Consider the following 26,341-nt stretch of genomic DNA (forward strand, 5'->3'; position numbering starts at 1 on the left):
ATTATTATTTAATAATGAAAGCCAATAAAGGAAATACAATAAAAGATGCTACCGCAACATACTGGAAGAATATTTTATTAGATGATATAAAATTATTAGACCTGCCAAGTAGAAAGCTTACCGTAAAAGAAAATATTGGGCAAGGTTCTTTGTTGCGTACTTATTTTTCTGCTGCTGTAACTAGTAATGTAAAAGCATACACAGCCACTAATAGCTTTGAGTCTTTATTTGTTTCTGCATTAAGTGTTCTGTTACAACGATACACCAACCAATTAGATATTTCGTTTGGCTTAACTATAGATGATAATACGTTATCCCTATTTAGAAATACAGTTGATTCTACCGTAGATTTTAATACGTTAAATAATCAAACAAAAAGCATACTTCAATTAAACAAAGCAAATCCATATCCGACGGATAAATTTGTTGAAGATTTTAACCTTGCAAATGAGAATGGTGAAAACGCACTTTTAGATTTTGTAGTTTCCATAAACTCTTCTAAAAATGAAGCGTCTATTTCAAATGAAGATAACGTTACAGATGCTATTGAATTTATAAGAACGGTTAATTCTTTGTCAAATATAAAGGTGTTATTGGACCTTTCTAATAAGCATATAAAATTAGAAGTAGTTTTTAATGAAAATGTTTTTGAAAAAGATGTAATAGAGCAGTTCATGGTGCACTTTAAGACTTTAGTGCCGCGATTAATTGAACAACCATCTGTAGCTATAGGTAGTGTTAATGTTCTTTTAGATAAGGAACAATCTAGAATTTTAAACGATTTCAACTCACCGTATGTAGATTACCCTAGAGAAAAAACTATTGTTGATCTATTAAATGAACAAGCAGAAAAGACACCGAATAGAATTGCTGTAGTTTATGAAGATAGAAGTCTAACTTATAGCGAACTTCATAAACTATCCAACCAATTTGCAGATTATTTAATTAAGAAAAAAGGAGCTGTTAAAGGTAATTTGGCTTGCTTGATATTAGATCGTAGCGAATGGCTTATTATCAGTATGGTCGGCATTATGAAGGCTGGTGCTATATATGTACCTGTTGATCCTAATTATCCTGATAAGCGAAAAGAATATATAAAAGAAGATAGTAATTGCGATTTTACGGTTGATGCAAACGCTATTGAAGAGTTTAATTCTACAATAGACAATTATTCTACTGAAGAAATCACAAGTGTTGATTTAAGTCCTAACGATTTAATTTATATCATTTACACCTCTGGTACAACGGGTAAACCCAAAGGGGTAATGTTAGAGCATACAAATATTGTTAGTTTGTTCATGCATGACAATCAGTTGTTTGATTTCAATGAAACTGATGTTTGGACGATGTTCCATTCTTACTGTTTTGATTTCTCGGTTTGGGAAATGTATGGAGCGCTGCTGTTCGGTGGAAAATTAATTATTCCTTCTAGTTCGGTCATAAAGGATCCTTATGAATTTATGTCCTTAGTTATTAAAGAGAAAATTACTGTTTTAAGTCAAACACCATCTTCTTTCTTGAACATTATGGGTAGCTTGCCAGAAGGTAATGTCGATTTAAAATTAAGATATGTCATTTTTGGTGGCGAGTCTTTATTTCCTAAATATTTAAAGAAATGGCACGAACGGTTTCCGGCGATACAATTTGTAAATGGATATGGTATTACAGAGACTACCGTTTTTGTAACCTTTAAAATGATAGATGATGAGGATATAAGAACCAATGTTTCTAATATTGGTAATTGTATATCCACATTATCTGCTTTTGTTGTAAACGGTCAAGATCAATTGCAGCCTACAGGTGTAATTGGAGAATTATGTGTTTCTGGCTACGGTCTTGCACGTGGTTATTTAGACAGACCAGAACTTAGCAAACAAAAGTTTGCCGAAAATCCTTTTTTAGCGGACGAGAAAATGTATCGTTCAGGAGATTTAGTTCGGTTGTTACCAGATGGTAATTTTGAATTCGTTGGTAGAATAGACCATCAAGTAAAAATTAGGGGCCACCGCGTAGAACTTGGCGAGATTGAATCTACCTTAAATGAGATTTCAGGTGTAAACAGGGCTGTTGTATTAGCGAATACAAATAAGGATGGTGAAACTAGGTTGGTGGCTTATTTGCAGGCCAATGGAGAGAAACCATCTGTAGGTACTTTAAAATTAGCTCTTGAGGAGAAATTGCCTGTATTTATGGTGCCTGCTTTTTTTATGTGGGTAGATGAGTTTCCTACCAATGCCAATGATAAAATTGATAAAAGTAAATTACCTGAGCCTTCTTATGAAAGATCTAGTTCAGATGTAATTTTCAGAAAACCACGTACCAAAGTAGAAAAAAATATTGCTGCTATTTGGGAAAAGGAATTAAGCATTTCGGGTATTGGTTTGGATGATAACTTTTTTGAAATGGGTGGTACATCACTTATGGCGCAAAAAGTTGCCAATGCCATGATGAAAACCACGGGTATTCGTATACCTGTAACCAAGTTATATCAATATACGACTATAGCATCCCTTTCTTTATTTCTTGATGGAAATAAGAAGAAGGCACCACTGGAATTTAAATACAAGAAAAAAGATACAAATTCATCTAAAGATGTAGCAATTATTGCTATGTCAGGTAGATTTCCAGGAGCTAATAATATCGATGAGTTTTGGGATGTTTTAAAGAATGGAAAAGAAACAATTTCATTTTTTACACCAGAAGAATTAGACCAGAGTATTCCTGAAGCAACACGAAAAGATTCTTTATATGTTGCCGCAAGAGGTATTGTACCGATAGCAAAAACATTTGACGCACGTTTTTTTGGACTTACTCCCAAATTTGCGGAAGCTATGGATCCCCAGCAACGTCTATTTTTGGAATTGGCTTGGGAAGTACTTGAAGAATCCGGGCACTTACCTGAGCATTACAATGGTCGAGTAGGTGTTTATGCCGGTACAGGTACAAATACCTATTATAAAAAGAATGTATTGCCTAATAGTGAAGTTGTTGAAACTATAGGTCAATTGCAGTTGGATACCGCAAATGAAAAAGATTATATAGCATCAAGAACTGCATATCAGTTAGATTTAAAAGGTCCGGCGGTAAGTGTGCATTCAGCTTGTTCTACATCGTTATTGGCAATTGCCGAGGCAGTAGAGGCTATACGTAACGGACAATGTGAAATTGCTGTTGCGGGTGGATCTAGTATTACTGCACCAATGAACAGTGGTCACTTGTATCAAGAAGGGTCTATGCTAAGTACAGATGGTCATTGTAGACCTTTTGATGCTCAAGCAAAAGGTACCGTTTTTAGCGATGGGGCAGGGGCTATTATATTGAAAGATTTAGATGAAGCCAAAAAAGATGGCGATATCATTTATGGCGTTGTAAAAGGTGTTGGTATTAATAATGATGGTGGTCATAAAGGTAGCTTTACGGCACCTAGTGCAGAGGGTCAAGCGAACGCTATTGCAGCGGCTATTGATGATGCCAATATTTCACCAGATACCATTAGTTATATTGAAACACACGGTACGGCAACTCCTTTGGGTGATCCTATTGAGATAGACGGATTAAACCTTGCTTTTGGAGAACAAGAGAAACGAAACTTCTGCGGAATTGGTTCTGTGAAAAGTAATATGGGGCATTTGACCGCGGCTGCAGGTGTAACCGGATTGATAAAAACCATTTTAGCATTTAACCATAAAGTTATACCACCTTCTTTAGGTTTCGATAAACCTAATCCTGAAATAGACTTTGAAAACAGTCCGTTTTATGTCAATAATACATTGGCTGATTGGGATGTAGAGGGAGTTAGAAGAGCAGGTGTAAGTTCGTTCGGTGTAGGTGGAACAAACGTGCATGTGGTAGTTGAGGAGTATGAAATGGAGCAAAAGACTCCGAAATTTCAACGTCCATTGCAGCTCTTGCCAATTTCAGCAAAAACAGATACCAGTTTAGCGGGATTCGAAACTGCACTTAAAAAACATATGGATACTAAGCCAGAATTAAACTTGGCAGATGTTGCATATACTTTAAGTACCACGAAAGCTAGTTTCAATAATCGCAGATTTATTTTAGCCGATGATACAAAAGTAGCTACTGATGTTTTATTGGATAATGATATAAAGGCAACACAATCTTCAGTTGTGAAAATTGTGCCGAGTGAAATCGCATTTCTACTTCCAGGTCAAGGTTCCCAATATTTAAACATGGGTAAAGACCTATATGATGGGGAAAGCGCTTTTCGGGAAGCTGTAGATATATGTGCCGATTTATTGTTAGATACAATAAAGGTAGATATACGAGAAATTATTTTTCAGGATGCAAGTTCTGAGGATGCAGAAAATAAGTTGAAAGATACCCGTTATACACAACCTGCATTATTTACTATAGAATATGCACTATCACAACTATGGATGAGCTGGGGAATACACCCAACAGTGTTATGCGGACATAGTCTTGGTGAATTCGTAGGTGCTCATTTAGCTGGGGTTTTCAGTTTAGAAGATGCCTTGAAATTGGTTTCAATTCGAGGTATTTTGGTAAGCGGACTTCCAAAAGGCAGTATGCTTACGGTAAGAATAGATCAAGAATCGCTTGAGCAGATACTTCCAGAAACACTATCAGTTGCAGCGGTAAATTCTGCAAAGCTTTGTGTAGTATCTGGTGAAGATGATGAGATTACAAAATTTAGTGAACTTCTAAAAACACAAGGTTTACCGTACCGTTTAATAGCAACCAGTCATGCTTTTCATTCTTCTATGATGAACCCAATTTTAGAGGAATTTGGTGAACTGGTAAAGAATATCAATTTAAATATTCCGCAAATACCAATAATATCTACCGTTACAGGTACTTGGCTTACTAATGAAGAAGCCGTAAATCCTGTTTACTGGACAAACCATTTGCGAGATACCGTACTATTTTCAGATGCTATGGATACCATAGTGAAGTTAGAAGATGTGGTATTGTTAGAAGTGGGTCCTGGTAATACGCTTACAACTCTAAGTCGCCAGAATAAAGGCGCAAAACATATAAAATCTTTAGCTTCTTTACCTGTCCCTAAAAAAGATGAAAATGCTTATCAAGGGGTATTAACAGCTTTAGGTCAATTATGGCTAACTGGTCTTACCATAGATTGGAATGCCTTATACAACAACCAAGAAAGACAAAAACTTAGATTACCAACCTATGTTTTTGACCGTAAACCATGCTGGATCGACCCTTTGGTTTCTATCGCAAAAGAAAGAACCCATTTAAATGCCGATCAGCCCATAACTAGAATAATAGAAAAACCAAAAAGTGCCGCACCAATGAGAAACGTGTCTATTTTAAATAAGATTTCTGAACTAATTTCAAATTCATACGGAATTGATCTTGAAATTACCGACAAAGACAGTAGCTTTTTAGAATTAGGATTAGATTCTTTAATTCTAACTCAAATGGCGATTACGTGTAAAAAGGAATTTAAAATTCCTATTACATTTAGACAACTAAATGAAGATATTAATACTCCAGAGCTTCTGGCAAATTACTTAGATAAGAATTTACCCTCAGATGTAATGGCGCCACAGCCAGTTGCAGAAGCAGCTCCACAGCCAGTTGCCGCTGTTAATTATGTGCAACAAGCTGTTCCTGGTACTCCAAATACTTCGGCTACCAACCAAACGGCTATAGGCTTAATAGGTGAGCAGCTTAACTTATTGAGTCGACAACTACAGTTGTTACAAGGTAATACTGCAGCTGCAGCTCCACAGCCAGTTGCTGTTCCAAAGCCTGTGCCAGCAAAAGTGGTGAACGGAGCCTCAAGTTTAGATGCTCGTACAGAACAAGAAAAACTTGAGCATAAAAAACCATTTGGAGCTTCTCCTAGAATTGAAAAAAAATCAACAGAATTAGATCAAGTCCAAACGCAATATTTAAAAGAACTTACTGAAAAGTATAATTCCAAAACTATTGGTAGTAAAAATTATGCTCAAGACAATAGAGCTAAAATGGCTGATCCAAGAGTAGTTTCTGGTTTTAAGCCATTGACCAAAGAATTAGTTTATCCTGTTGTAATTGGTAAATCTTCAGGTAACCGCTTGTGGGATGTGGATGGTAATGAATATATAGACGCGTTGAACGGATTTGGTTCTTGCTTCTTTGGATATCAGCCAGATTTCATAAAAAAGGCAATGCACGAACAAGTTGACCTTGGGTATGAAGTAGGTCCTCAACATCCTTTAGCAGGTGAGGTGTGTGAACTTTTATGTGAATTTACGGGTCATGATAGAGCGGCATTATGTAATACTGGTTCAGAAGCAGTACTTGGTGCTATGCGTATTGCGCGTACTGTAACAGGGCGTTCTCTTATTGTTGCATTTACCGGTGCTTACCATGGTATTAATGATGAAGGTATTGTTAGAGGTTCTCAGAAAAAGAAAACTTTTCCGGCGGCAGCTGGTATTTTGCCAGAAGCAGTTCAGAATATGCTGATTCTTGATTATGGTACCGAAGAAAGTTTACAAATCATAAAAGATAGAGCACATGAAATTGCTGGGGTCCTTATTGAACCTGTTCAAAGTCGTAGACCAGAATTTCAACCCGTAGAATTTATTAAGAATGTAAGAGAGGTAACTACTGCTGAAGAAATTCCTTTTATTTTCGATGAGGTGATTACCGGCTTTAGAATGCACCCAGGTGGAGCTCAGGCATTGTTTGATGTAAAAGCAGATTTAGCTACCTATGGTAAAGTAATGGGTGGCGGAGTATCCATTGGTGCCATAGTAGGTAAAAAAGAGTATATGGATGCGCTTGATGGCGGATTTTGGCAATATGGAGATGACTCGTATCCTGAGGTTGGTGTTACTTATTTTGCAGGTACTTTTGTACGTCATCCATTGGCATTGGCTTCTTCAAAGGCAGCTTTACTTCATATGAAAGAGCAAGGTCCAAGTTTACAGGCAAATGTATCTGCTATGACAGAACGTATGGCTAAAAGCTTGAATGCTACTTTTACAAAAGACGGACTCCCAATTGAAATTACTTATTTTGGTTCGTTATGGAGGTTGAAATTCAAAAAAGACATTCCGTATTCAGAATTACTGTTTGTTAGCATGCGTGAAAAAGGTATTCATATTTGGGACGGTTTCCCATGTTTCTTGACCACTGCATATACTAGCGATGATGTAGATTTCTTAATGAAAACCTTGTTGGCTTCAATAGATGAATTAGTGGCTGTAGGTATACTTTCTAAAGAGGGTTTAAATGGTAATCATGTTGCTAGTTCGCAATCGTCTTTTGAAAAACTGAATACACCACCTGTTCCAGGAGCGCGTTTAGGTAGAGATGAAAAAGGACAGCCAGCTTGGTATGTAGCAGATGCTAGTCAAGAAAGTGGTTATTTGAAGATTGATATATCAATTTAAATGACACATGTATTGTTTACTTATTTAACAGATGAAGGCAACGATGCTTTTTTTGCTGAGGCAAAGCATCGTTTCTCAACGGAGTTTGTAAACAAATTTTCTAAATATAAACGTTGGCAAGATGCAAAATCTACTATACTTGGTAGGTTGCTATTAGCTTACGGATTACAGAATTTGTATCAAGTAGATATAAATAACCTCAAGATGAGTTTATCAAAGGACAAAAAGCCCTTTTTAGAAAATTCGTCTATTCAATTCAACATTTCACACTCCAATGATGTAATTGTTTGCGCAATTACATCGGTGGGTGAAATTGGTGTTGATATTGAGAAAATCAACGATATTACTATTGAAGATTTTAAAGATCAATTCTCTCGGTCAGAATACGAAGCAATCATAGGTTCGTCAAATGTTCTAAAGCAGTTTTATAGATTTTGGACTCAAAAAGAGGCAATTGTTAAGGCAAATGGTTCTGGTTTGCATATACCCTTGAATTCATTTGAAATAAATAACCATCAGGCAGCAATTGGTGATCAATGTTATTTTTTGAAGGAAATATCTCTCAACCCCAAGTATATATGCAATGTAGCTACTCAAAATATAATATCCGATAGCGTAATTACGTTAACAAATCTTAATACGGAATTGATTACAGATTTTGGGTCATGTAATAACTTTAAATCTTTTTGCTAATAGCGGTGTATGCCTTGTGTGGCCGTTAAAGTGTTCTCTTCCCAATTTAATCTACGTACTTGGGCGGTTATAAATACCGCTTTTCTTTATTACGACGATTTTATAAACTAGGATATCGGAATTAATATATAATAGATTTCTGTTTCAATTAATTTTGATGTTCACTATGTACGTTAACTATAAGCTACAAATTATTTATTTTATGAAAGCTAAATTTTCCCAAATTAACCTAAAAAAGACAAGAGCTAATCTGCTTAAACTTTCTTTGCTGCTGGTAGTTGCACTACAAATTACCTCATGTGGTAGTGCTAAAAAATCCTCTTATTTTAATGAGGTAGGCAACAATTCGTTTGCCACTTATTTTGAACCATTAGAGCCAATTTTACAGAAGAACGATTTGTTGAGCATAAACATTACCAGTTTAAATGCAGAAGTGACAGAGATGTTCAACCTAGCCAATAACGCGGGTGGAGCTCAACCTACAGGTTATTTAATTGACCAAGATGGTTTTATACGTTTTCCGGTATTAGGTAAAATTGAGGTTTCTGGTATGACCAAAAAAGAACTAAGAGAATATATTAGAGGAGAGTTAGTTTCAAAAAGATTATTAATGGAGCCAATTGTGGATATCCGTTTTATGAATTTTAAGGTTTCGGTATTAGGAGAAGTAAATCAGCCTGCTGTATTTACCATTCCTAATGAGAAAGTAACTTTACTAGAAGCTTTAGGTATGGCTGGTGATATGACCATTTACGCTCAGAGAAATAATGTTTTGTTGATCAGTGAAGAAGATGGTGTTAAGAGTACCAAGAGAATAGATTTAACTTCAGACGAATTATTTACCTCTCCTAATTATTATCTAAAACCAAATGATATTGTATATGTACAACCAAATGACAGAAAGGTTAGGAATACGTCTAACGCTGCCCAATGGTTTTCAGTAATACTTGGTTCTTTATCATTAGCGGTAATCTCTATTTCCACTTTTAAGTAAACGTTACAATATATCCCTATAAATAATAGTTTACTTAAAACTTATGTTCCTATAGCCAATCTATATTGGTTATGGGTACTGTAGCTTAATTACCATACAAAATTGAATGTAATGACTGAAAAGGAATATTTCGATTCACAGATGTCTTCTAAAGAGAATGGAGAGAATTTTGACTTGAAAGCACTATTTAACAAATACCTTAAATCATGGAAATTGTTCTTGGTTTTCTTGGTTTGTTTCTTAGCGTTGGCAATTCTTGCTTTGCAATTTGTGAATACCTCTTATGATATAACCAGCAAAATATTATTGAATAACGAAACCTCTAATATTGATGCTTCTGGTAATAATCTGGTGAACAATAACCCGTTCAGTAATTCTGAAAAGGTTAGTAATGAAATTGAGGTACTTACTTCTGTGCATTTAATGCGTTCAGTGTTAGATAGTTTGTCATTGCAAAGTAAAATTACAACGCCAGATGATTTTCCTGAAATTGAATTATACGGTTCTGAGTTACCATTTAAGATTGTGGTTGATACCTTATTTCCACTTGCTTATGAAACTACCTTAACTATTAAACTTGAAGGTGAAAATAGTTTTAGTGTTTCTGAGGAGTTTGAAGATACTGTAGATGTGCCAAGCACAGCGAGTTCTTCTCATGGTTATAACAAATACAATTATGGTTATAAAATTGAAAAACCGTACGGAATATTTCATCTTATAGAAAATGAAAAGGCAATTTCAAAAGGTAGTCAGTTTAAAGTAGAATTTAGGGATATTGATGAACTGGCACATGACTATGTGAAAAAGGCATTAAATATTTATGTTGTAAACAAAGATGCTTCGGTTATTAATATTATGTTGAAAGAATCTAATCCTGAGAAAGGTGAAGATATTATCAATGGTCTTGTTGAAATGTACGGGCAAAAAGCATTTTTAGAAAAAAATGCCATAGCGTTAGAAAACGTAAAATTTATTGATAATCGTTTAAATACTCTTTCTGCAGAGCTTAGTGAAGTAGAAATGAACGTTGCACAATTTAAAACAGAGAACGAACTCGCTAATGTTGAATTAGATGCAAATACATTCTCTGAACAAGAAATTGATTACGATCGTAAATTGGTTGATTCTGAAATTGAGTTGAAAGTATTGAATTCAATTGAACGTAATTTAAAGAGAGGCGATAATGAGTCTACAATTAACTCTTTAAATGTTTCAAGTTCTAATCTTACCTATTTAATTGATAGTTATAATAAATTACAGATAGATAGAAAAAGCTTGCAAAGAACAGTGCCTGAGAATAATCCTAGAATGGTCGATATTAGAGACCAACTATCGCAATTAAAGCGTAATATTCTAGGTAGCCTTTCAAGCTCTAAGCGAAGCTTACGTAATACTATAGCTAGTATTAAGGACCGATCAGATGAATTTGCAGAGAAAAAACAAAGAATACCATCAATGCAACGTCAACTACTTGAAATAAGTAGAGAGCAAGGTATTAAGGAAAATCTGTTCTTATATCTACTTCAAAAACGAGAAGAGGCAGCATTAATGGTAGGGGCAAAGCAAGATAATTTTACGGTAATTGACAAAGCTATTACCGATTATGAATCTGGTTCTCCAAGTAAAAAACTATTTGTGTTAATAGCCTTGTTATTAGCACTTGCTATTCCAATAGGTATTATTCACTTAAGAGACTTGTTAAGCACTAAGGTTAAGGGTAAGAAAGATGTTGAAAAAAGAACAAGTGTGCCTGTCATAGGTGAAATTGCCCATAATAAATCGGGTAAAAACTTAATTGAAAAAGGAGAGGAAGTTAGTGCCCTGGCTCAAGGTTTTAGAATGATGAGAATGAACTTAGACTTTATTCTATCTAAAAAGAAGGTACAGACCGTTTTGGTAACCTCTGCCATTAAGGGTGAAGGTAAAACATTCTTCTCATCTAATATGGGGGTAGCTTTGGCATCATCAAGTTCTAAGGTGGTGGTTCTGGAATTAGATAAACACAATCCAGAATTAATTGAAACATTGGGAGAAGCAAAGAAAGAGTTTGGTGTAACCAATTACCTAAATCAGCCTTTTAATACCATTACCGTAAATGATATTTTGGTTCCGGTGAAAGACAATGCAAACTTATTTGCTATTGGTCTAGGGTCAGAACAGATTGACGGACTAGAATCATTTGGGTCAAAGAAAATGGAAGAGTTAATGGCTCAGCTAAGGCAAGAGTTCGATTATATTTTAATTGACTCTGCACCAATAGGTAAATTGGCAGATACCCTTGCACTTTCAAAATATACAGATTGTTGTCTTTATATGGTACGTGCCAAACATTCTAAATTAGAAGACTTAAGTATTATAGAAGATGTAAGAATTAATAAAAAGTTCAAAAACCCAATGGTGGTTTTGAATGATGTTTCTACCAAATAAAGCAAGTTTTTAGACATTTAAATACACGTAAAAAACCAGAATGAATTTATACTACCTTGTAGTTTTACTATTCTTATTATTTTCTTCTAAAGCCAATTTTTTAGTTGATTATAATGTGGCGTGGTTTGGTTTAGAGGTATTTATGATTCTTATTGCTTTTCATTTAAAAAGAGTTAAAAAAAGAGACGTTCAATTTTTTATAGTAACAGCCGGTATATATTTTATATACATATTAATCCGGTTTAAACTGAACAAATTGCCTTCAGATTATTTTACAAGTGATGTTTTCTATTTTTTTAAATTCGTGTTCACATCCTATTTGTTCTGTCTTATATTAAAAGAAAAGGCGCTTTACTATCTAGTGAAGGTTATCTCTCACTTAGCCATAGTTTCTCTTGTTTTCTATTCGCTTCAACTGGTTCAGAATGGTGCAATAGTTAAGGCAATTGGTACTGCTTTTGAAAGTATAACTGTAGATGATCAATCGTTTAGATATACTAATTTCATCTTTTTCACCTTTGATGATATTCACTATTATAGAAACTCTGGCTTTTGTTGGGAACCTGGTGCTTTTGGTTCATTTTTGACATTAGCATTATTATTCAATTTCCTGATAAATGATTTCAAGCTGAATAAAGAAGCATTCATAATTACATTGGCAATTTTAACGACAGTATCAACTACAGCATATTTAGGGGTGTTCCTCCTATTTTTCTTAAGATATAGAGTATTGAATAAAGGAAGCAAAATGGCTATAATCGTTTTCGCTATCGTTTTTGCAATAGCTATACCTAACGTGCCTTTTTTAGGTGAGAAAATTGTTGAAATTTATGATCAAGATATTAGAGACTTAAAAGAGTTGGAACAATTATCTAGCTATTATGAAGATGTACAAAGGCAAATTCCATTAAATAGATTCGCCAGTGTTATTTTCCTTTATGAGCAATTTGATTGGAAACTTTTTTTAGGTGTTAGTAATCAGTACGACGAGTTTTATATCAATGAATATAATGTCAATATATCTAATGGTATAATGGATTTTATTACGAAGTTTGGAGCGGTAGGTCTTTTTGTTTTGCTTTATCGATATGGCAAACTATGCAAGGTTTATTTAAGAAAAATGGAGTACGTGGCCTACGCTATATTGATATTGATAATACTAAGCTTTGGAGAGCCAATTCTTATGTTGCCTATATGTGTCATATTCATATTTTTACCGACATTTAAAAATCAAGATTTTTCAGCTTTAGCCTATAATTACCGATCAAAATATTTAGAATTGCAAAAACCTAATAATTTATAATGATAAAAAGGTTTAATTCCATAAGGGTATTGATTCAATCTTATTTCCAAGGAAATTCTAGGACTAATCTGTTGGTTAAGAATGTTTTTTCCTCGTTGATTTTAAGAGGTTTGGGTACGGCAATTAATTTCTTGTTTGTTCCTTTGGTAATTAATTTTGTAAATGCAGAACGATATGGTATTTGGTTAACACTAAGTTCTGTTTTAACCTGGTTTACCTTATTGGATATTGGATTTGGAAACGGACTGAGAAATAAATTCTCTGAAGCTGTTGCTTTGGATGATATTAAAGAACAACGAAAGTTAGTGCATACTACGGCAGCTGTATTAATACTTATTTCAGCGGTTATTTTTATACTTAACGTTGTTTTTACGGACCAGATTAAATGGGATGAATTTCTTGGGGTTGACGTTTCGTATCGTACAGAACTGCAACAGTTGGTTTTTCTATTAATATCCTTTTTCAGCTTACAATTTATATTTCAGATTTATAACCCTATACAGTACGCGCTGCAAAAACCGGCAATGATTGCGAGAACAATTTTGGTAGGTAATGCGCTAGGGTTAATAGGTATATTGTATTTAAGAGAATTTTCTGAGCCTTCTTTATTTAACTTGGGCTTTGTGGTAATGGGCAGTAATGTGCTTTCTATATTTTTATTTACAGCATACTTCTTTATTGTTCAAAGACGAGATCTTATACAAAAGATAGAAAAACCTACAATGGATACTTTGGGGTCTATCTTTTCTCTTGGCATAAAGTTCTTCTTTTTGAACATAGCTTATATGGTGCAGTTTCAAACCAGTAACTTTCTCATTAGTAAATACTTTACACCAGAAAAGGTTACCGAGTTTAATATTGCTTTTAAGCTATTTAGCGTTGCTTCTTTAGTTTTTGGTATCATACTTAGTCCGGTGTGGAGTTCTGTTACCAACGCTCAAGTAAACAATGATTACACTTGGATCAAAAAATTGATTAAAAAGTTATTACTTATTTGGGGTGTTATTGCTGCAGGTAGTTTAATTGTTTTAATGATAGCACCTACAATTTATAATTTATGGATCGGTGATATTATAACGATACCATTTATTACCTCATTAGGTGTTGTTCTTATTGTATTGTCAAATTGTTTTTCAGAAATATTTATCAGTGTTCTTAACGGAATGGGTAAAGTGAATTTACAGTTCTATATTTCCATTTTTGTAATCATATTTTTTGTGCCCATAGCTTATTTTTTATCGGTAGAAATGGGCTACGGAATTTTTGGAATATGTATGGCAATCGTAGTTACCAATGTCAACGGGTTACTAGTTGCTCCATATCAGGTGTACGTAGAAATGAGGAAAAATAGAAAGTTACCAGCTTAACAGTTGAAATAAATTAGAGATGATGTCAACTAATGAAAAGAAATTAATTACTGTTTTACTTACGTGTCATAATCGGAAGGAGAAAACGTATAGCTGTTTGCAAGCACTGTCTAAATGTACTTTAGATGATGCTTTTGAACTGAAGATTTTCCTGGTAGATGATGGTAGTACAGATGGTACAACTGAGTATTTACAGGGAAAATTTGAGAACCTTCAAATTATACAAGGTTCAGGAGATCTTTTCTGGGCGGGTGGCATGCGTAAAGCTTGGCAATTTGCCAATGACAACGAAAACAATACAGATTATTATTTACTGTTAAATGATGATACTATTGTATTTGAAGATACAATAACAAGATTATTCAGTGATTTAAAATTAACTAATGAACCTAACAGCATAATTGTAGGACCTACTTTGGATCCTGATTCAAAGAAGATATCTTATGGTGGACATCAACTTTTAAATAAACTTACATTTAAAAGTAAAATGCTAGTTCCTAATGATGAGTTTCCTCAAAAATGTGAAATGGGTAATGCCAATATCATGTTGGTTCCCAATAGCGTTTATAAGCAAATTGGTTCTCTAACAGAAAGCTATACCCATGGTATTGCAGATTTTGACTATACGCTAAAAGCGTTGAAGAAAGGTGTAAATACGTACATATCAAGTTCATATTGTGGGTATTGTACAAATGATCACGGTGTAAATTGGCTGCCTCAAAAGAGTAATTTAAAAGAAAGAATAGCGTATTTGTATAGCCCTACAGGGTTATCATATAAAGAATATTTACAATTTATTAAAACGCATTTTCCTTTACACCTACCACAAGCGTTTATATTGCTGTGGGGTAAAACCTTGTTCCCTATTATTTGGCAATTGTTTAAAAATGAAGACTATTTAAAATGAGAACAACTACACCACAAGCACCAGTACTTTTTATCATTTTTAATAGACCTGAGCAAACTAGAAAGGTTTTTGAGATGATACGAAAGGCGCAACCTAAAAAACTTTATGTTGCTGCCGACGGACCGCGAAATAACGGTAAAGATGATGTGCGCTGTAAAGAAACTAGAGCTATTATAGATTTAGTAGATTGGGATTGCGAGGTTAAAACATTGTTTAGAGAAGAAAACATTGGCTGTGGCTTAGGACCAAAAACTGCAATTGATTGGTTCTTTGAGAATGAAGAGGAGGGGATTATCTTAGAAGATGACTGTTTGCCGTCAGAAAGCTTTTTTAAATTTTGTTCAGAGCTGTTAGAAAAGTATAGGGACAATAGCCAGATAATGCATATTGGTGGATCCAATTTTCAAAACGGCTATGTGTCAGATTCAGAATACTCTTACTACTTCTCTTATTTTAGTCATGAGTGGGGCTGGGCAAGTTGGCGTAGAGCTTGGAAACATTATGACTATGGGGTGTCAACATATCCAGAATTAAAGAAGAAAGGATATTTTGACAACTATTTTTCTAACTTCATTGAAAAGAAGTACCGACTTAGTAAAATTGAGAAAACAATGAATGCTAAAGAGGTCTCTTGGTGGGATTATCAGTGGGATTATACAAAACTGATCAATTCAGGCCTTTCGATTATACCGCATCAAAACATGATTCAAAATTTAGGATTTGGGGAAGATGCAACACACACCATTAGTGCAAATGATGACAGGCAACATAATATAGCCCATGAAATAAATTTTCCTTTAGTACACCCTAATTTTGTAATTAGAGATACTAAGGCAGATAGAAGATATTTTAATTGCTTTTTTAGAAAGACAATCTTACGTAGAAAAATTCTAGGGTTTTTAAGAATACCAGGGTATTCTACTCGCGGATGATTTTAGCTGGCAAGTTGCATTTTAATAAATATTAGGTATTAATTATCTGAACTACAGCCAAAATCAAGTACAATAGGTTCTCTCGGTTCAAAATCGATATCATCCCTGTAGTCTACAACTTCAAAACTATATTCTGGCCAAATAATATTTGTAGGGTTGCATGAGTCATAAACTAGGCAGTCAGTTATCTTATTGCCGCCAGAAGTCTCAAAAGCTGCAAATATTAATGAATTAGATTCTGGCAGACCTCTGTCTTGACCTAATTCGCCACATATAATTTCCTTCGCACGTAATCTATTAAAAGTTACATTTCCAGAACCTTCAACTGAAGACGCAACACCGTTGCCCATCTCTAAAAAGTCAACATCTTCCACAAGAGCGCCAATACCGCCACGTGCACCTTCGGTATTTTGATCTTCAATCATTACACCAACACCCCTAGGGCTATTGTTACCAACGATCAAGCCTTTTTTTATCTGTTGTCCGGCGCTTTTATAAATACTAATATTGTCTTCTGTCCATGCAATTTCTCGGTCATTGATTACGGAAAAATTCTCTAGTAAACCTCCAATACACTTATCGTATTGTACTAATTGCCCTCTTGGAAAAGGGCCTCTCATATTATGGCCTTCAATATAGGTCAGTACAGATTCGTCGCATTGATCTAATCGAATACCCGTAGAACCATCTTCTACTTTAACCTGCGTAATTATTAAATTTTCGGAATCAAATCCTTCAATGCAATTTCTGGTAGCATCGGGTAAAGGACCACTAGCAGGGGCATCTGTATATTTTATAGCGCAATTTTCTATGGTTAAATTATCTGCCTTGGCAAATTTAATACCCACATAGGCGCCTGTGTATTCAATGATACAATTTGATATGACAACACCGGTAAAACCGTTAACTTCAATACCATGTTGATTAGATGTTTTTATATGCAAATTTTCTATTCGCTGGTTGTTTTCCGTGACTACTATTGAGCCTGATTCTTGACGATTATTCGTACATGGGGTTTCTACAATCTCAGGCTCTCCTATTTCAGGTTCGGTAACTGTTGGTACCACGGTATAGTTTTCTTCGGCTCCATTTTCAGCTGTTACCGTATAGGTCACTTCTTCACTAAAATCTTGTGGAGTATCTGTATCGGGTACAACCGTTGTAGCTGAGTCAACGGTAATGTTAGGTTTTAGTGAAAGCGTAGATAGGTTATTTGTATCAATTTCAACATATATCAGATTTGTTTCTTCATCGATAACACCTATAATATCTGAGGTCAAACCTATATTATCAATAGATTGTATGCTAAAATTAGTTATTTGAAGAACAGGAATAAAAATAGATTCTTCTGTAGAGGCATCTTTTATAATAGATTCACTAAGAATATCGTGGTCAGATGAACAAGACCCCAACTGTAGTAATGGGAGTACTAATACCATCAAAAAAAGTATAGAAGTATTGAAGTACATAGGTTGAAATCTAGATTTAGCCATAATTCTAATTTATTTCGATGAATCATGAATTTGGGTGTTCATGATGGGTTAGAAAAGCCTACTCTTTTTAGATAACTAGATTTATTATTTAATGTTGTCCTGCATATTAGAAGTTCGATTAACAGCCTATTTTTTTAAATAAATTGAATATGATGTTTTTTTATAATTTCGTAAGAAAATACATCAAGTATTGACAATATCATATTTTAGCATCATGTTTTTTAGCCTTTTGGCTATAATTTTCCACATAATAACGTAAGTAATCTTTAAATTTAGGTTAAATAATTATTTTTGTCTAAACATTAACCCCCGCGGTAATTCTCTTTCTATTAGAAAAATTGCTCTAAATAAGGAAAAGAAGAACTATTGATTTTTTGAAATTTATGATTACTACAGCAGTTGATTCAGAGGTGTTGTGCCTTGGTTATCCTATTTACAATTCTTCCTTAGAAAATTTGCCTAACAAGCCTAAGTTGTTGGTAAGTACAATTAATCAATATTCTTATTGTATATCTAAAGAAGATGCTGCTTTTAAAAATGCTTTATTAGAAAGTGATGTTATTTTACCTGATGGGGTAGGTATTGTAGCTGCGGCAAAATGGCTTAATAATGTTTCTGTTAAAAAAATTGCTGGAGCAGATTTTCATGAATTTCAGTTAAAAAGGTTAAATGAGATCCATGGCACTTGTTTTTATTTAGGTGCTTCTAATGAAACGTTGATCAAGATTGGTAAGCGTTTAGAAAAAGATTACCCTAATGTAAAATTTGGCAGCTATTCTCCTCCTTACAAGCCAGAGTTCTCAGAAGAAGACAATTCAAAAATGATAGAAGCGGTAAATGCTTTTCAGCCAGATGTCTTGTTTGTAGGCATGACCGCTCCAAAACAAGAGAAATGGAGCCATGCCAATAAGGATCTTCTCGATGCTAAAATTATATGTTCTATAGGTGCTGTTTTTGATTTTTATGCAGGTACTGTAGAAAGACCTAATAAAATTTGGCAAGATTTAGGGCTAGAGTGGCTAGGGCGTCTTCTAAAAGAACCTAAACGCATGACCAATAGATATATCTACTATGGTGCCGTATTTACCAAGTATTTGGTGAAGGCTAAGTTTTCTTCTAATAAAAATTTGGAAGCTACTGTCAGCTAGTATGCTTCATTGCTATCATTATTAAGTTAAGTAAGATGGCTTTTATGCAGAATATTCTTACATTATATTTAATACGACCAATTAATCTTGAATATTTTTTAGTTTTTTAACTAAAAAACAATGTTATCAAGAAAAGTGTATGTTGGTAATCTAAAAGACTTTACATAACGTATTATTTAAGTTAGTTTAAACGTTTAATTATAAAATTCTCCCTTTTATAAAATCGGTTTAAACTATGAGCTATACTTTGACCATCAAATGTAGCGCTACTCATATATGTTATCTTAATGAAATTTAGTCAGAATACATTTTTACTTACGTTAATTGTCATCTGTGGCATGTTTTTACAAATGTCTTGTGCTAAAGACGCAGACTTGTTATCTAGTTATGTAATAAACGATGTTGTTGAAAGTTCAGATAATTCTAAGCCAACGAATACTATAATATTACCAAGTGATTTTGATTGGCAAAATATACCTCCAGAATATGCAAATTCAGTTTTAGAAATTAATGAGGTTTTTGATTTACAAAATGAACTGGTTGAATTACCTATGAATGTTACCTTGTATTTTAATGAAGGTCATATAGAAAATGGTACTGTAGAAGGGGATAGTACGGTAATAACAACAGAAGCTAGAGATCCAATTGCAGAAGATGTAACGTTTACAGGTACTTACGGTAATGAATATGTAATGCCTTATTGGTTTGGAGCGGTAATGGATGGGGTTACAGATGATAGAGAAGCTTTTGTAGAAACCTTGGCCTATGCAGATTCACTAAGCCTAAAAGTGTTGGTAGATCGTGATATGTTTCTAGATGTGGAGGAAACTGGAAAAAAATCAATTTTTTTAGAGGATAATACCTGGATAGAGGGTGCTAATGATGCTCGTATTATTGTAAATAATTTGCTTTCACCTGCGTTTTATTTAGCATTGACGAAAGATGTTACAATCAAAAACATTACTTTTTTATATGATCAAATTTATATAGCTAATTATGGTGAAAATTTTCTTGGGTTTAATAATGATTTTCTTCTGAATTTACAGCAACTAAGAGATTATTTACGTGATTATAAGGATATTAGTTTTAATGGAGTTTTTCCAAAAGATAAAGGTTTTGTGGCATTTTATGCAATGTTTTTATTAGAGGCAGCTGAAGATGTTATTTTCGAAAATGTAAAGTTTGTTGCTAAAGGTAATTCAGCAGACACGTTTATACCTTTTATAATGAAAATGAAAGAACAGTACGGTGCAAATCAAACGGTAAGTTCAAATTCGGCACCGACATCTATTAGCAGAAATATTATATTAAATAATATAACTGTTGATGGTGCAATTATGGGTTTTCAGGGTGTTGTAGATGGTTTTCATGTAGATAATGTAATTTCCTATAGATATTCTGATTTTCAAGATGTAAATGGTAATTATTTAGGAGGTTTTGACGGGGAAAATTATGATTTTCCACCACCTCATTTATTTTATTTAAATAGAGATTCTTATGATTACTCTTCAAATTTTACAACTAATAATGTTGACATAAGAAATGTATATGATTATGGTAATTATATAGGTACATCAGCTGTTCGTGGTAGTACAGGAATTAACATAGGTTACGCAAATTCTTTAAAATTGACACAACAACCAGAGAATATTTATGTTGAAAATTACAAGTCATATAGAAGAGATGGTTTAGGAAGTTTTGACGGTGTAATTAATGGCCACTTTAAGAATATTTACGCAGAAAGCAATATTGGCATTTTTAATCCGCTGGCAAAGGTTAGTACTTTAAGATTATTATTTGATCATCCGCTAGAAAATGTAATTTTAGAAGATGTAACACTAATTGATATTGGAGAATCTACTGAAGTAATGCCGATTAGACCTGCTTATGGTAGTAATGTGTATTTAGATAATGTAAAAATTTATGTTAAAGAATTTAAAGGTGCATCAACAGCTACTTTTGGTTTTTTCGGAAACAATAATACTATAATAAATTCTAGTGTGCATATAGATAATCATATTTCTACCCAAACCAATAGAGGAATTATTTTTCATGATTCGCCAACAATGGAAGATGGAGCTAATAATTATTATGATATTCAAGTTCACGGTTGGCGCAATATTGATAGCGACCCTTTTGGATTGGGCTGCAGGATGTTATTTGCGAAACCCGTAAATACGAACTCCAATTATGCTAGATTAGAAGACATATCAAATAATATTAACTATGAGCAAACAGATAATCTAAATATAGTATCATGGATTAAAAGTGATACTATAAATTTAGGAGCTGGAAAGTCTTATACTTCGGTAATGCAATTGCCACAAGGTTTTGCTATAAAACGGATAATGATAGAATTATTAAGCCCATTAGATGGAAATGTAAATTCTATTTCAATGGGTATGGGTAATGGACTTGTAGATAATTTAATGACATCTAGAGCCATATCGGTTAATACGCCAATTACAATAACGAACAATGTGAATGACATTTTTCCTTTGACTTCTAATACCATCTATACTATATATTCAGGTAATAATTTTAATAATAAAGGCACACTTAAAATAGATTTTGAACTAATAGCAGAAACAACTAATTAAGCACGCCATCTTTGAACATTTTTGTTTTCAGGTCTTTGAGTAATAACTGTATTCGGTTGCGTATTTGCAACTATAATTGACCCAACGGTTATCACAGAATCATAACCAATTACTACATTTGGTCCAATAAAACAATTAGCCCCTACCCAGCACCCATCTTGTAGTTCAATAGGTCCGTTTCGGTAAGGCATGGATGGTATACGGTAATCATGATTTCCTCCACACAAAAAGCTTCTCTGAGAAATACATACGTTATTACCTATTTTTATTTGTTCAAAATTTAAGATAAAGGCTTCTTCACCTATCCATACATGATTTCCAATTTCTAATTTCCAGGGAAAGTGTATATTAACTCTTGGTTTAATAACGATACCTGTACCTACTTTTGCACCAAAAATTTTTAACAGCCATACTTTAAACACACTAGGAAAAGGTAAAGCACTTAAGAAAAAAAGTATTTTGATTAAATACCAGAAAATTTCCTTTAATTTGCTTGCTCCTCTTTCTAACCCTATGTTAGAATTAAAATCATTCAACAGTACTTTAGATTTTGTAGTGTTCATGAATAGCGTTTAATCGATTTTGTTTAATAATTGTTTGCCAGCGTTGGCAATAGTAAAGTGTTTTGAATAGACGTTAAAAGCATTCTTTGCCATCTGTTCTTGTTCTGTAGCGGTCTTTGTTAGCCATTCTTTTAAAAGTAGATATGTATCTTTTTCGTTGTCTTTTTTGACAATACCTGCATGTTCTTGTGCAATTTCCCTCCAAATATTTACTTTTTCACTTATGAGTACTGGTTTGGAACAGGCTAATGCCTCTACAACGGCAATACCAAAATTTTCTTGGTGACTAGGTAGCACAAAAACACTGCTTTCATAAAAAGCACCCCATTTTTCATTGCCTGTTAACATTCCTGGAAATAAAATATTCTTAGATTTTTTAGCTAGGCTTTGCATTTCCTTTCCATAGAGGTCATCAAGCCCCGGTCCTGCAATTAGTAGTTGAGGTATATTGTCCATTTCCCCTTCAATTTTAAGGTAGGCTTTTATGAGTAGATCTACCCCCTTTTTAGGGTGTATTCTGCTTAGAAATACCAAATGGGGTTTACCGTTCCATTGCCGTACTTTATTAAAGAATGCTTCACGCATTTCTTTTGTATATGCTGGTGGTGGCTGTATACCATAACCAACGTTAATTTCTTTTTTTGGTTTATAGTTAGGGAATGTTGTTCGGGCCAATACCAATTCTTCTTCACAAGTAAATAAAATACCGTCAGCTTGGTTTATCACTTTATTTTCTACCCATTTCCAATAAATGTCATTACGTAGAGCTTTTAACTTGCGTGAATCTGCCTTTTGAAAGTAGGGGTCTAACATGCCATGCGGCATTACATATATCTTAGGAGAATCCCTATCTTCTTTTTTTAGTCTTAAAAAAGCTTTTATAGCTGCATGACTATGATAAGACCAAAGTCCATGTACTATTATAGTATCATAATTTTTAAAATTCTGTATTAACCATGGCAATAAGTTTTTATTGTATTTCCATGGTGTTTTAGGGTTTCCTAAAGTATGAATAGTAAATGGGTCATGGCCCAAATAGGCGGAAGATGATTCATCTAAACACACGACCTCATTAATTACTCCCAACTTTTGTAGTTCAGGGATGGAATTTCGAATGCCCTGGCACGGACCTCCTTGTGTTGGATCCATGCTAGGTATTATACGTAGTATTTTCATTCTTTATCTAAATCTTGATATAAGTTAATGTACTGTAATGCAATGGCTTCTACAGAAAACCTTTTTGCATTTGTGCGTCCTTTTTCTATAATACTGTTTCTATAAATAGAATCGCTTTTTATTTTTAAATATATATTTCTCAATGAATTAGCATCATTAGGAATTACGAAAGCAACAGCGTCATTGGCAATTTCAATAATGGGCTCTATTTTTGAGGTGACGACAACCCTACCTGTCTGTTGCCCTTCTATTACAGGCATACCAAAGCCTTCATATTTTGAAGGAAAATTTACAATATCGCAGTTAACATATTCCTGTTTAATTTGTTCATCGGTCAAATTACATTCATTTGAAAAATCGATGTTATGGTTTATAAGAAGTTGCGATTGTCTAGCACTTATGTTTCCAATGATTCTTAGATGACAGTCAATATTATCTAATGCTTGAATAGTAAGCTCTAGATTTTTGTTCCAACCTGTTCCAATATGTAGTATAGTCGGTTTATCTTCATTAAAATCCTGAGGTGTATATTTAAATATTGGATCCACCGCATTGTGAATAACCGATAGTTTATCTGTGTTTAGTTTTTTTGAAATATTGTTTTTGGTCTGGTTAGATATGCAAACTACCTTGTCTGCGATTTTAATAGGTAGGTATAACCAAAACAACCATTTGTAAAAGCGTTTAATAGGATTTTTAACATTGTCCAAGAATACAAGGTCATGAATGGTCAAAACTGTTTTTACTCCGATCAGTGATAAAAGTACATCGTGTATATGACCGGTAACATGATGAATAGCCTTTTTATCTCTTTTTTTATATGTATATATATTATTCTCTAGGACATCGATTGGCATTGAACCAACATTAGGTACATCATACGTTTCTATATCAAGTGTTTTGTTTAACTCTTGAATTATAGTTCTAAATACACGATGTATAGAATGACCTACTTTTGGATGTCTAAAAAAATAATTGATTTTCATTAGAAAAATTGTTCAAATTTTAAGTTGCTGTACTCATGGTAAAATTAAAATATCATTTTTTATAAAATTCGCTCCAACCTAAATCAGAAAAACCTGGGCCTTGTGTGGCTTCTGAAAATGCTATTCCCGTTCCATAACCGTTCCATTCCATTAATACGATTCTATTTGTATTATCCACAATAATGTCCCACCCAATTAATTTTATCATGGGCATTTTGTTTTGCAAGTCTAAGACCATATTTACACAATCGTGAAAAAATGGTATGGTTTTATTTTCAAAAGTAACTTTTGTATCCGGATGTATGTGGGTAGATTTATATGTTTGATCATATCCAATCTCAGCTAATCTACCAGTTGTTGCATCAATTGGAACAATAATTTGATTGCTAGATTGAACGTGAGTTTGATTGTTTCTACCTAGCCTAATAAAACTAGCTCTTAATGATGCTTTATCGTCATTGTCTATTACCGTTGTAAATCTTAAAGTTGCAACAGCATCTTTAGTAAATTGATTAAAAAAATCATGTTGGTCTATAAATGGTTGAATAACGCCATTACCATTTTTACTGACTTTATTTGCATTAAAACTATCTTTATTATATACCCGAATACCTTTACCTTGATAACTATGATCTAGTTTGTTAATAACCTTTATATTGTTGTAAGTGTGATCGTTGGCTATTAATGCGTTGATTTGTTCGGATGTTTTAATTTTAAAATCTTTTGAGAACCATTCCCCATTAATATAGTAAGCCAAATCTTGACAGATATTTTCATTGAATACTTTATTTGTAAATGGTTTTAAGAAAGAGATTTTACCATAATCGCCTTGAATTTTTGGTAATACTATTCTACCATAATAATTATCAGGTAACCAACCTTCCATAAATTTCCCATACATAAGTGTGTATACATAAAGCCATGGCGCAAAACCTTTCCAGCCTAAGACATCACGTGCATAGTCATTGGCTACCTTTTTTGATTTGGAATTTAACTTTCCTTTCTCTAATTCAATTTGTTGAAGTACCCTTTTAGCTACTTTATTAGAATCATAATGATATTTTATATTCAAAGCACGCTCAAAAGATTGCTTGGTAAGTTTTGTAAATTGCATCATTACCTTAAATTTTTTGAAGCTCGCTTATAATAATTGGAGATTTTTTACCAACACGCTTTACTTGTTTTACTTCTTCGTGTGTAATTGTAATTTCAACTCTGGTTCTTTGTTTTAGCATTTGCGCCATGACCTTTATTTCTTGTTTTCCTTTTTCCACTTCTCTAGGAACATAATAAATACAAACGGTATAATCAGGTGATTGGCGTAATTGTATTTCTTTGAAGAATTTCATGTGTCCATCAAACATGGCCATAATATGTTCTCCTTTAATTTGCAATCCAGAAGGTGTTGCAATATGCTTTGACTGCCTACCTCTAATATTATCCATTAATGGAAGGGGGCAGCCGCATTGGCATGAGTGATCTTTAAATTTGCCTTCGTCACCAATTTCATAGCGTATTATTGGAAATGCGTAGTTGGTTAAATCTGTCAATAGCACCTTGCCGGATGTATTAGGTGGAACAGGTTGGTTGTTTTCATCTACAAATTCTATATGAACAGTATCTTCCATAATATGTAAACCGTTTTGTTCCGGACACTCTGCAGCTATTAGCATAATTTCCGTATTTCCATATTGATCACATACAGGAGCTTTAAATGCTTTTTGCATTAGCTCTCGTTGTTCTTCAAAAAGTGGGGCAGAGGTGACCCATACCATTTTAGGTGGATGTATGTCAATATTATTATCTAAAAGATATAAAGCAAATTCAAAAACCACATCGACATAGCCTTGTAATAATGATGGTTTAATATTATTGAAATCACGAACAAATTTAGAAAGTTGTTGTTCAGTAGGGTTAGCTGCAGCCAGAAACACCCTTTTAGTTGGCCACCACATTAACGTATTCACTATTCGCTCAAGTAGCGGTTTTTTAAAACGGTAGATAAATGCTTGATTTTCCCATGGCTCTACGCCCCACCATTTTAAAATTCGCCATCGTATTGGTGTTTCTGGATGTCTCTTATCATGTAATACAGATACTGATGGTCCTGTGCTGCCGGATGTACTTACTTTTTTACAAGCCCTAGATTTTACATTATTAGCTTTTATTTCATCAAAATTCAACCTTAATTCTTCTCGGGTCATGGGAGGTAATCGTAGAAAATCCTCGTGTGAATTTATTCCGGTACTAAAAGCTTTTAGGTGCTTATATTTACTGCGATAAAAGTTGGAATGTTTTATAGCATGTTGAAAAAGTTTTTGCCTTTTCTCGAAGTTGAGAGTTGCAATATTTTCAACA

The 26,341-nt window shown here is 33.7% G+C and carries 16 protein-coding genes; 10 read left to right on the plus strand and 6 right to left on the minus strand.

Translation table 11 applies throughout. From position 1 onward, the window contains the following. The first annotated feature begins 14 nt into the window (after positions 1-14). The 8 genes from PXD56_RS02725 to PXD56_RS02760 all read left to right on the plus strand — a co-directional run bounded on the left by PXD56_RS02725 (position 15) and on the right by PXD56_RS02760 (position 16,017). A complete protein-coding gene (locus PXD56_RS02725; protein ID WP_276491825.1) occupies positions 15-7,394 on the plus strand; it encodes a non-ribosomal peptide synthetase/type I polyketide synthase in 7,380 nt (2,459 codons plus the stop codon). Continuing rightward, the gene (locus tag PXD56_RS02730; RefSeq protein WP_276491826.1) at positions 7,395-8,087 is read left to right on the plus strand and encodes a 4'-phosphopantetheinyl transferase family protein; all 693 of its coding nucleotides are present in this window, start codon (positions 7,395-7,397) and stop codon (positions 8,085-8,087) included. It begins immediately after the preceding gene. A gap of 202 nt (positions 8,088-8,289) precedes the next feature. Next, positions 8,290-9,081, plus strand: a complete 792-nt coding sequence (locus PXD56_RS02735) for a polysaccharide biosynthesis/export family protein (protein ID WP_276491827.1) — start codon at positions 8,290-8,292, stop codon at positions 9,079-9,081. Positions 9,082-9,192: 111 nt separating this feature from the next. Beyond that, positions 9,193-11,508, plus strand: coding sequence for a GumC family protein (locus PXD56_RS02740; RefSeq protein ID WP_276491828.1), 2,316 nt, complete (start codon positions 9,193-9,195; stop codon positions 11,506-11,508). Between the two features lie 40 nt (positions 11,509-11,548). Then, entirely contained in the window at positions 11,549-12,811 is a 1,263-nt protein-coding gene (locus PXD56_RS02745; protein ID WP_276491829.1) for a hypothetical protein, read from the plus strand. Continuing rightward, on the plus strand, positions 12,811-14,178 hold the full coding sequence (locus tag PXD56_RS02750; protein WP_276491830.1) for a lipopolysaccharide biosynthesis protein: 1,368 nt from the start codon (positions 12,811-12,813) through the stop codon (positions 14,176-14,178). The genes PXD56_RS02745 and PXD56_RS02750 overlap by 1 nt, the downstream gene beginning before the upstream one ends. A gap of 19 nt (positions 14,179-14,197) precedes the next feature. Beyond that, a complete protein-coding gene (locus PXD56_RS02755) occupies positions 14,198-15,085 on the plus strand; it encodes a glycosyltransferase family 2 protein (protein ID WP_276491831.1) in 888 nt (295 codons plus the stop codon). Continuing rightward, the gene (locus tag PXD56_RS02760) at positions 15,082-16,017 is read left to right on the plus strand and encodes a nucleotide-diphospho-sugar transferase (RefSeq protein ID WP_276491832.1); all 936 of its coding nucleotides are present in this window, start codon (positions 15,082-15,084) and stop codon (positions 16,015-16,017) included. Before PXD56_RS02755 ends, PXD56_RS02760 begins: the two co-directional genes overlap by 4 nt. Before the next feature lie 38 nt (positions 16,018-16,055). On the opposite strand, the gene PXD56_RS02765 is transcribed toward PXD56_RS02760, so the two are convergent. Continuing rightward, positions 16,056-17,510, minus strand: a complete 1,455-nt coding sequence (locus PXD56_RS02765; RefSeq protein ID WP_276491833.1) for a right-handed parallel beta-helix repeat-containing protein — start codon at positions 17,508-17,510, stop codon at positions 16,056-16,058. Between the two features lie 383 nt (positions 17,511-17,893). Between PXD56_RS02765 and PXD56_RS02770 the strand changes: the two genes are divergently transcribed. Continuing rightward, positions 17,894-18,658, plus strand: coding sequence for a WecB/TagA/CpsF family glycosyltransferase (locus PXD56_RS02770; RefSeq protein WP_276491834.1), 765 nt, complete (start codon positions 17,894-17,896; stop codon positions 18,656-18,658). 287 nt (positions 18,659-18,945) lie between these two features. Next, on the plus strand, positions 18,946-21,258 hold the full coding sequence (locus tag PXD56_RS02775) for a hypothetical protein (RefSeq protein ID WP_276491835.1): 2,313 nt from the start codon (positions 18,946-18,948) through the stop codon (positions 21,256-21,258). Here PXD56_RS02775 and PXD56_RS02780 read toward each other — a convergent pair. From PXD56_RS02780 to PXD56_RS02800, 5 genes are read right to left on the minus strand one after another with little or no spacing between them, the layout of a single operon-like run. Then, the gene (locus tag PXD56_RS02780) at positions 21,255-21,821 is read right to left on the minus strand and encodes a WcaF family extracellular polysaccharide biosynthesis acetyltransferase (protein WP_276491836.1); all 567 of its coding nucleotides are present in this window, start codon (positions 21,819-21,821) and stop codon (positions 21,255-21,257) included. The genes PXD56_RS02775 and PXD56_RS02780 overlap by 4 nt on opposite strands. Before the next feature lie 9 nt (positions 21,822-21,830). Beyond that, a complete protein-coding gene (locus tag PXD56_RS02785) occupies positions 21,831-22,997 on the minus strand; it encodes a glycosyltransferase (protein ID WP_276491837.1) in 1,167 nt (388 codons plus the stop codon). Then, a complete protein-coding gene (locus tag PXD56_RS02790) occupies positions 22,994-23,983 on the minus strand; it encodes a glycosyltransferase family 4 protein (RefSeq protein ID WP_276491838.1) in 990 nt (329 codons plus the stop codon). The genes PXD56_RS02785 and PXD56_RS02790 overlap by 4 nt, the downstream gene beginning before the upstream one ends. 52 nt (positions 23,984-24,035) lie before the next feature. Further along, positions 24,036-25,100, minus strand: coding sequence for a sugar-transfer associated ATP-grasp domain-containing protein (locus tag PXD56_RS02795; RefSeq protein ID WP_276491839.1), 1,065 nt, complete (start codon positions 25,098-25,100; stop codon positions 24,036-24,038). Between the two features lie 4 nt (positions 25,101-25,104). After that, the gene (locus tag PXD56_RS02800) at positions 25,105-26,187 is read right to left on the minus strand and encodes a phenylacetate--CoA ligase family protein (protein WP_276491840.1); all 1,083 of its coding nucleotides are present in this window, start codon (positions 26,185-26,187) and stop codon (positions 25,105-25,107) included. Between the last annotated feature and the right edge of the window lie 154 nt (positions 26,188-26,341).

This window comes from Maribacter zhoushanensis, assembly GCF_029350975.1.
Classification (GTDB): Bacteria; Bacteroidota; Bacteroidia; order Flavobacteriales; family Flavobacteriaceae; genus Maribacter; species Maribacter zhoushanensis.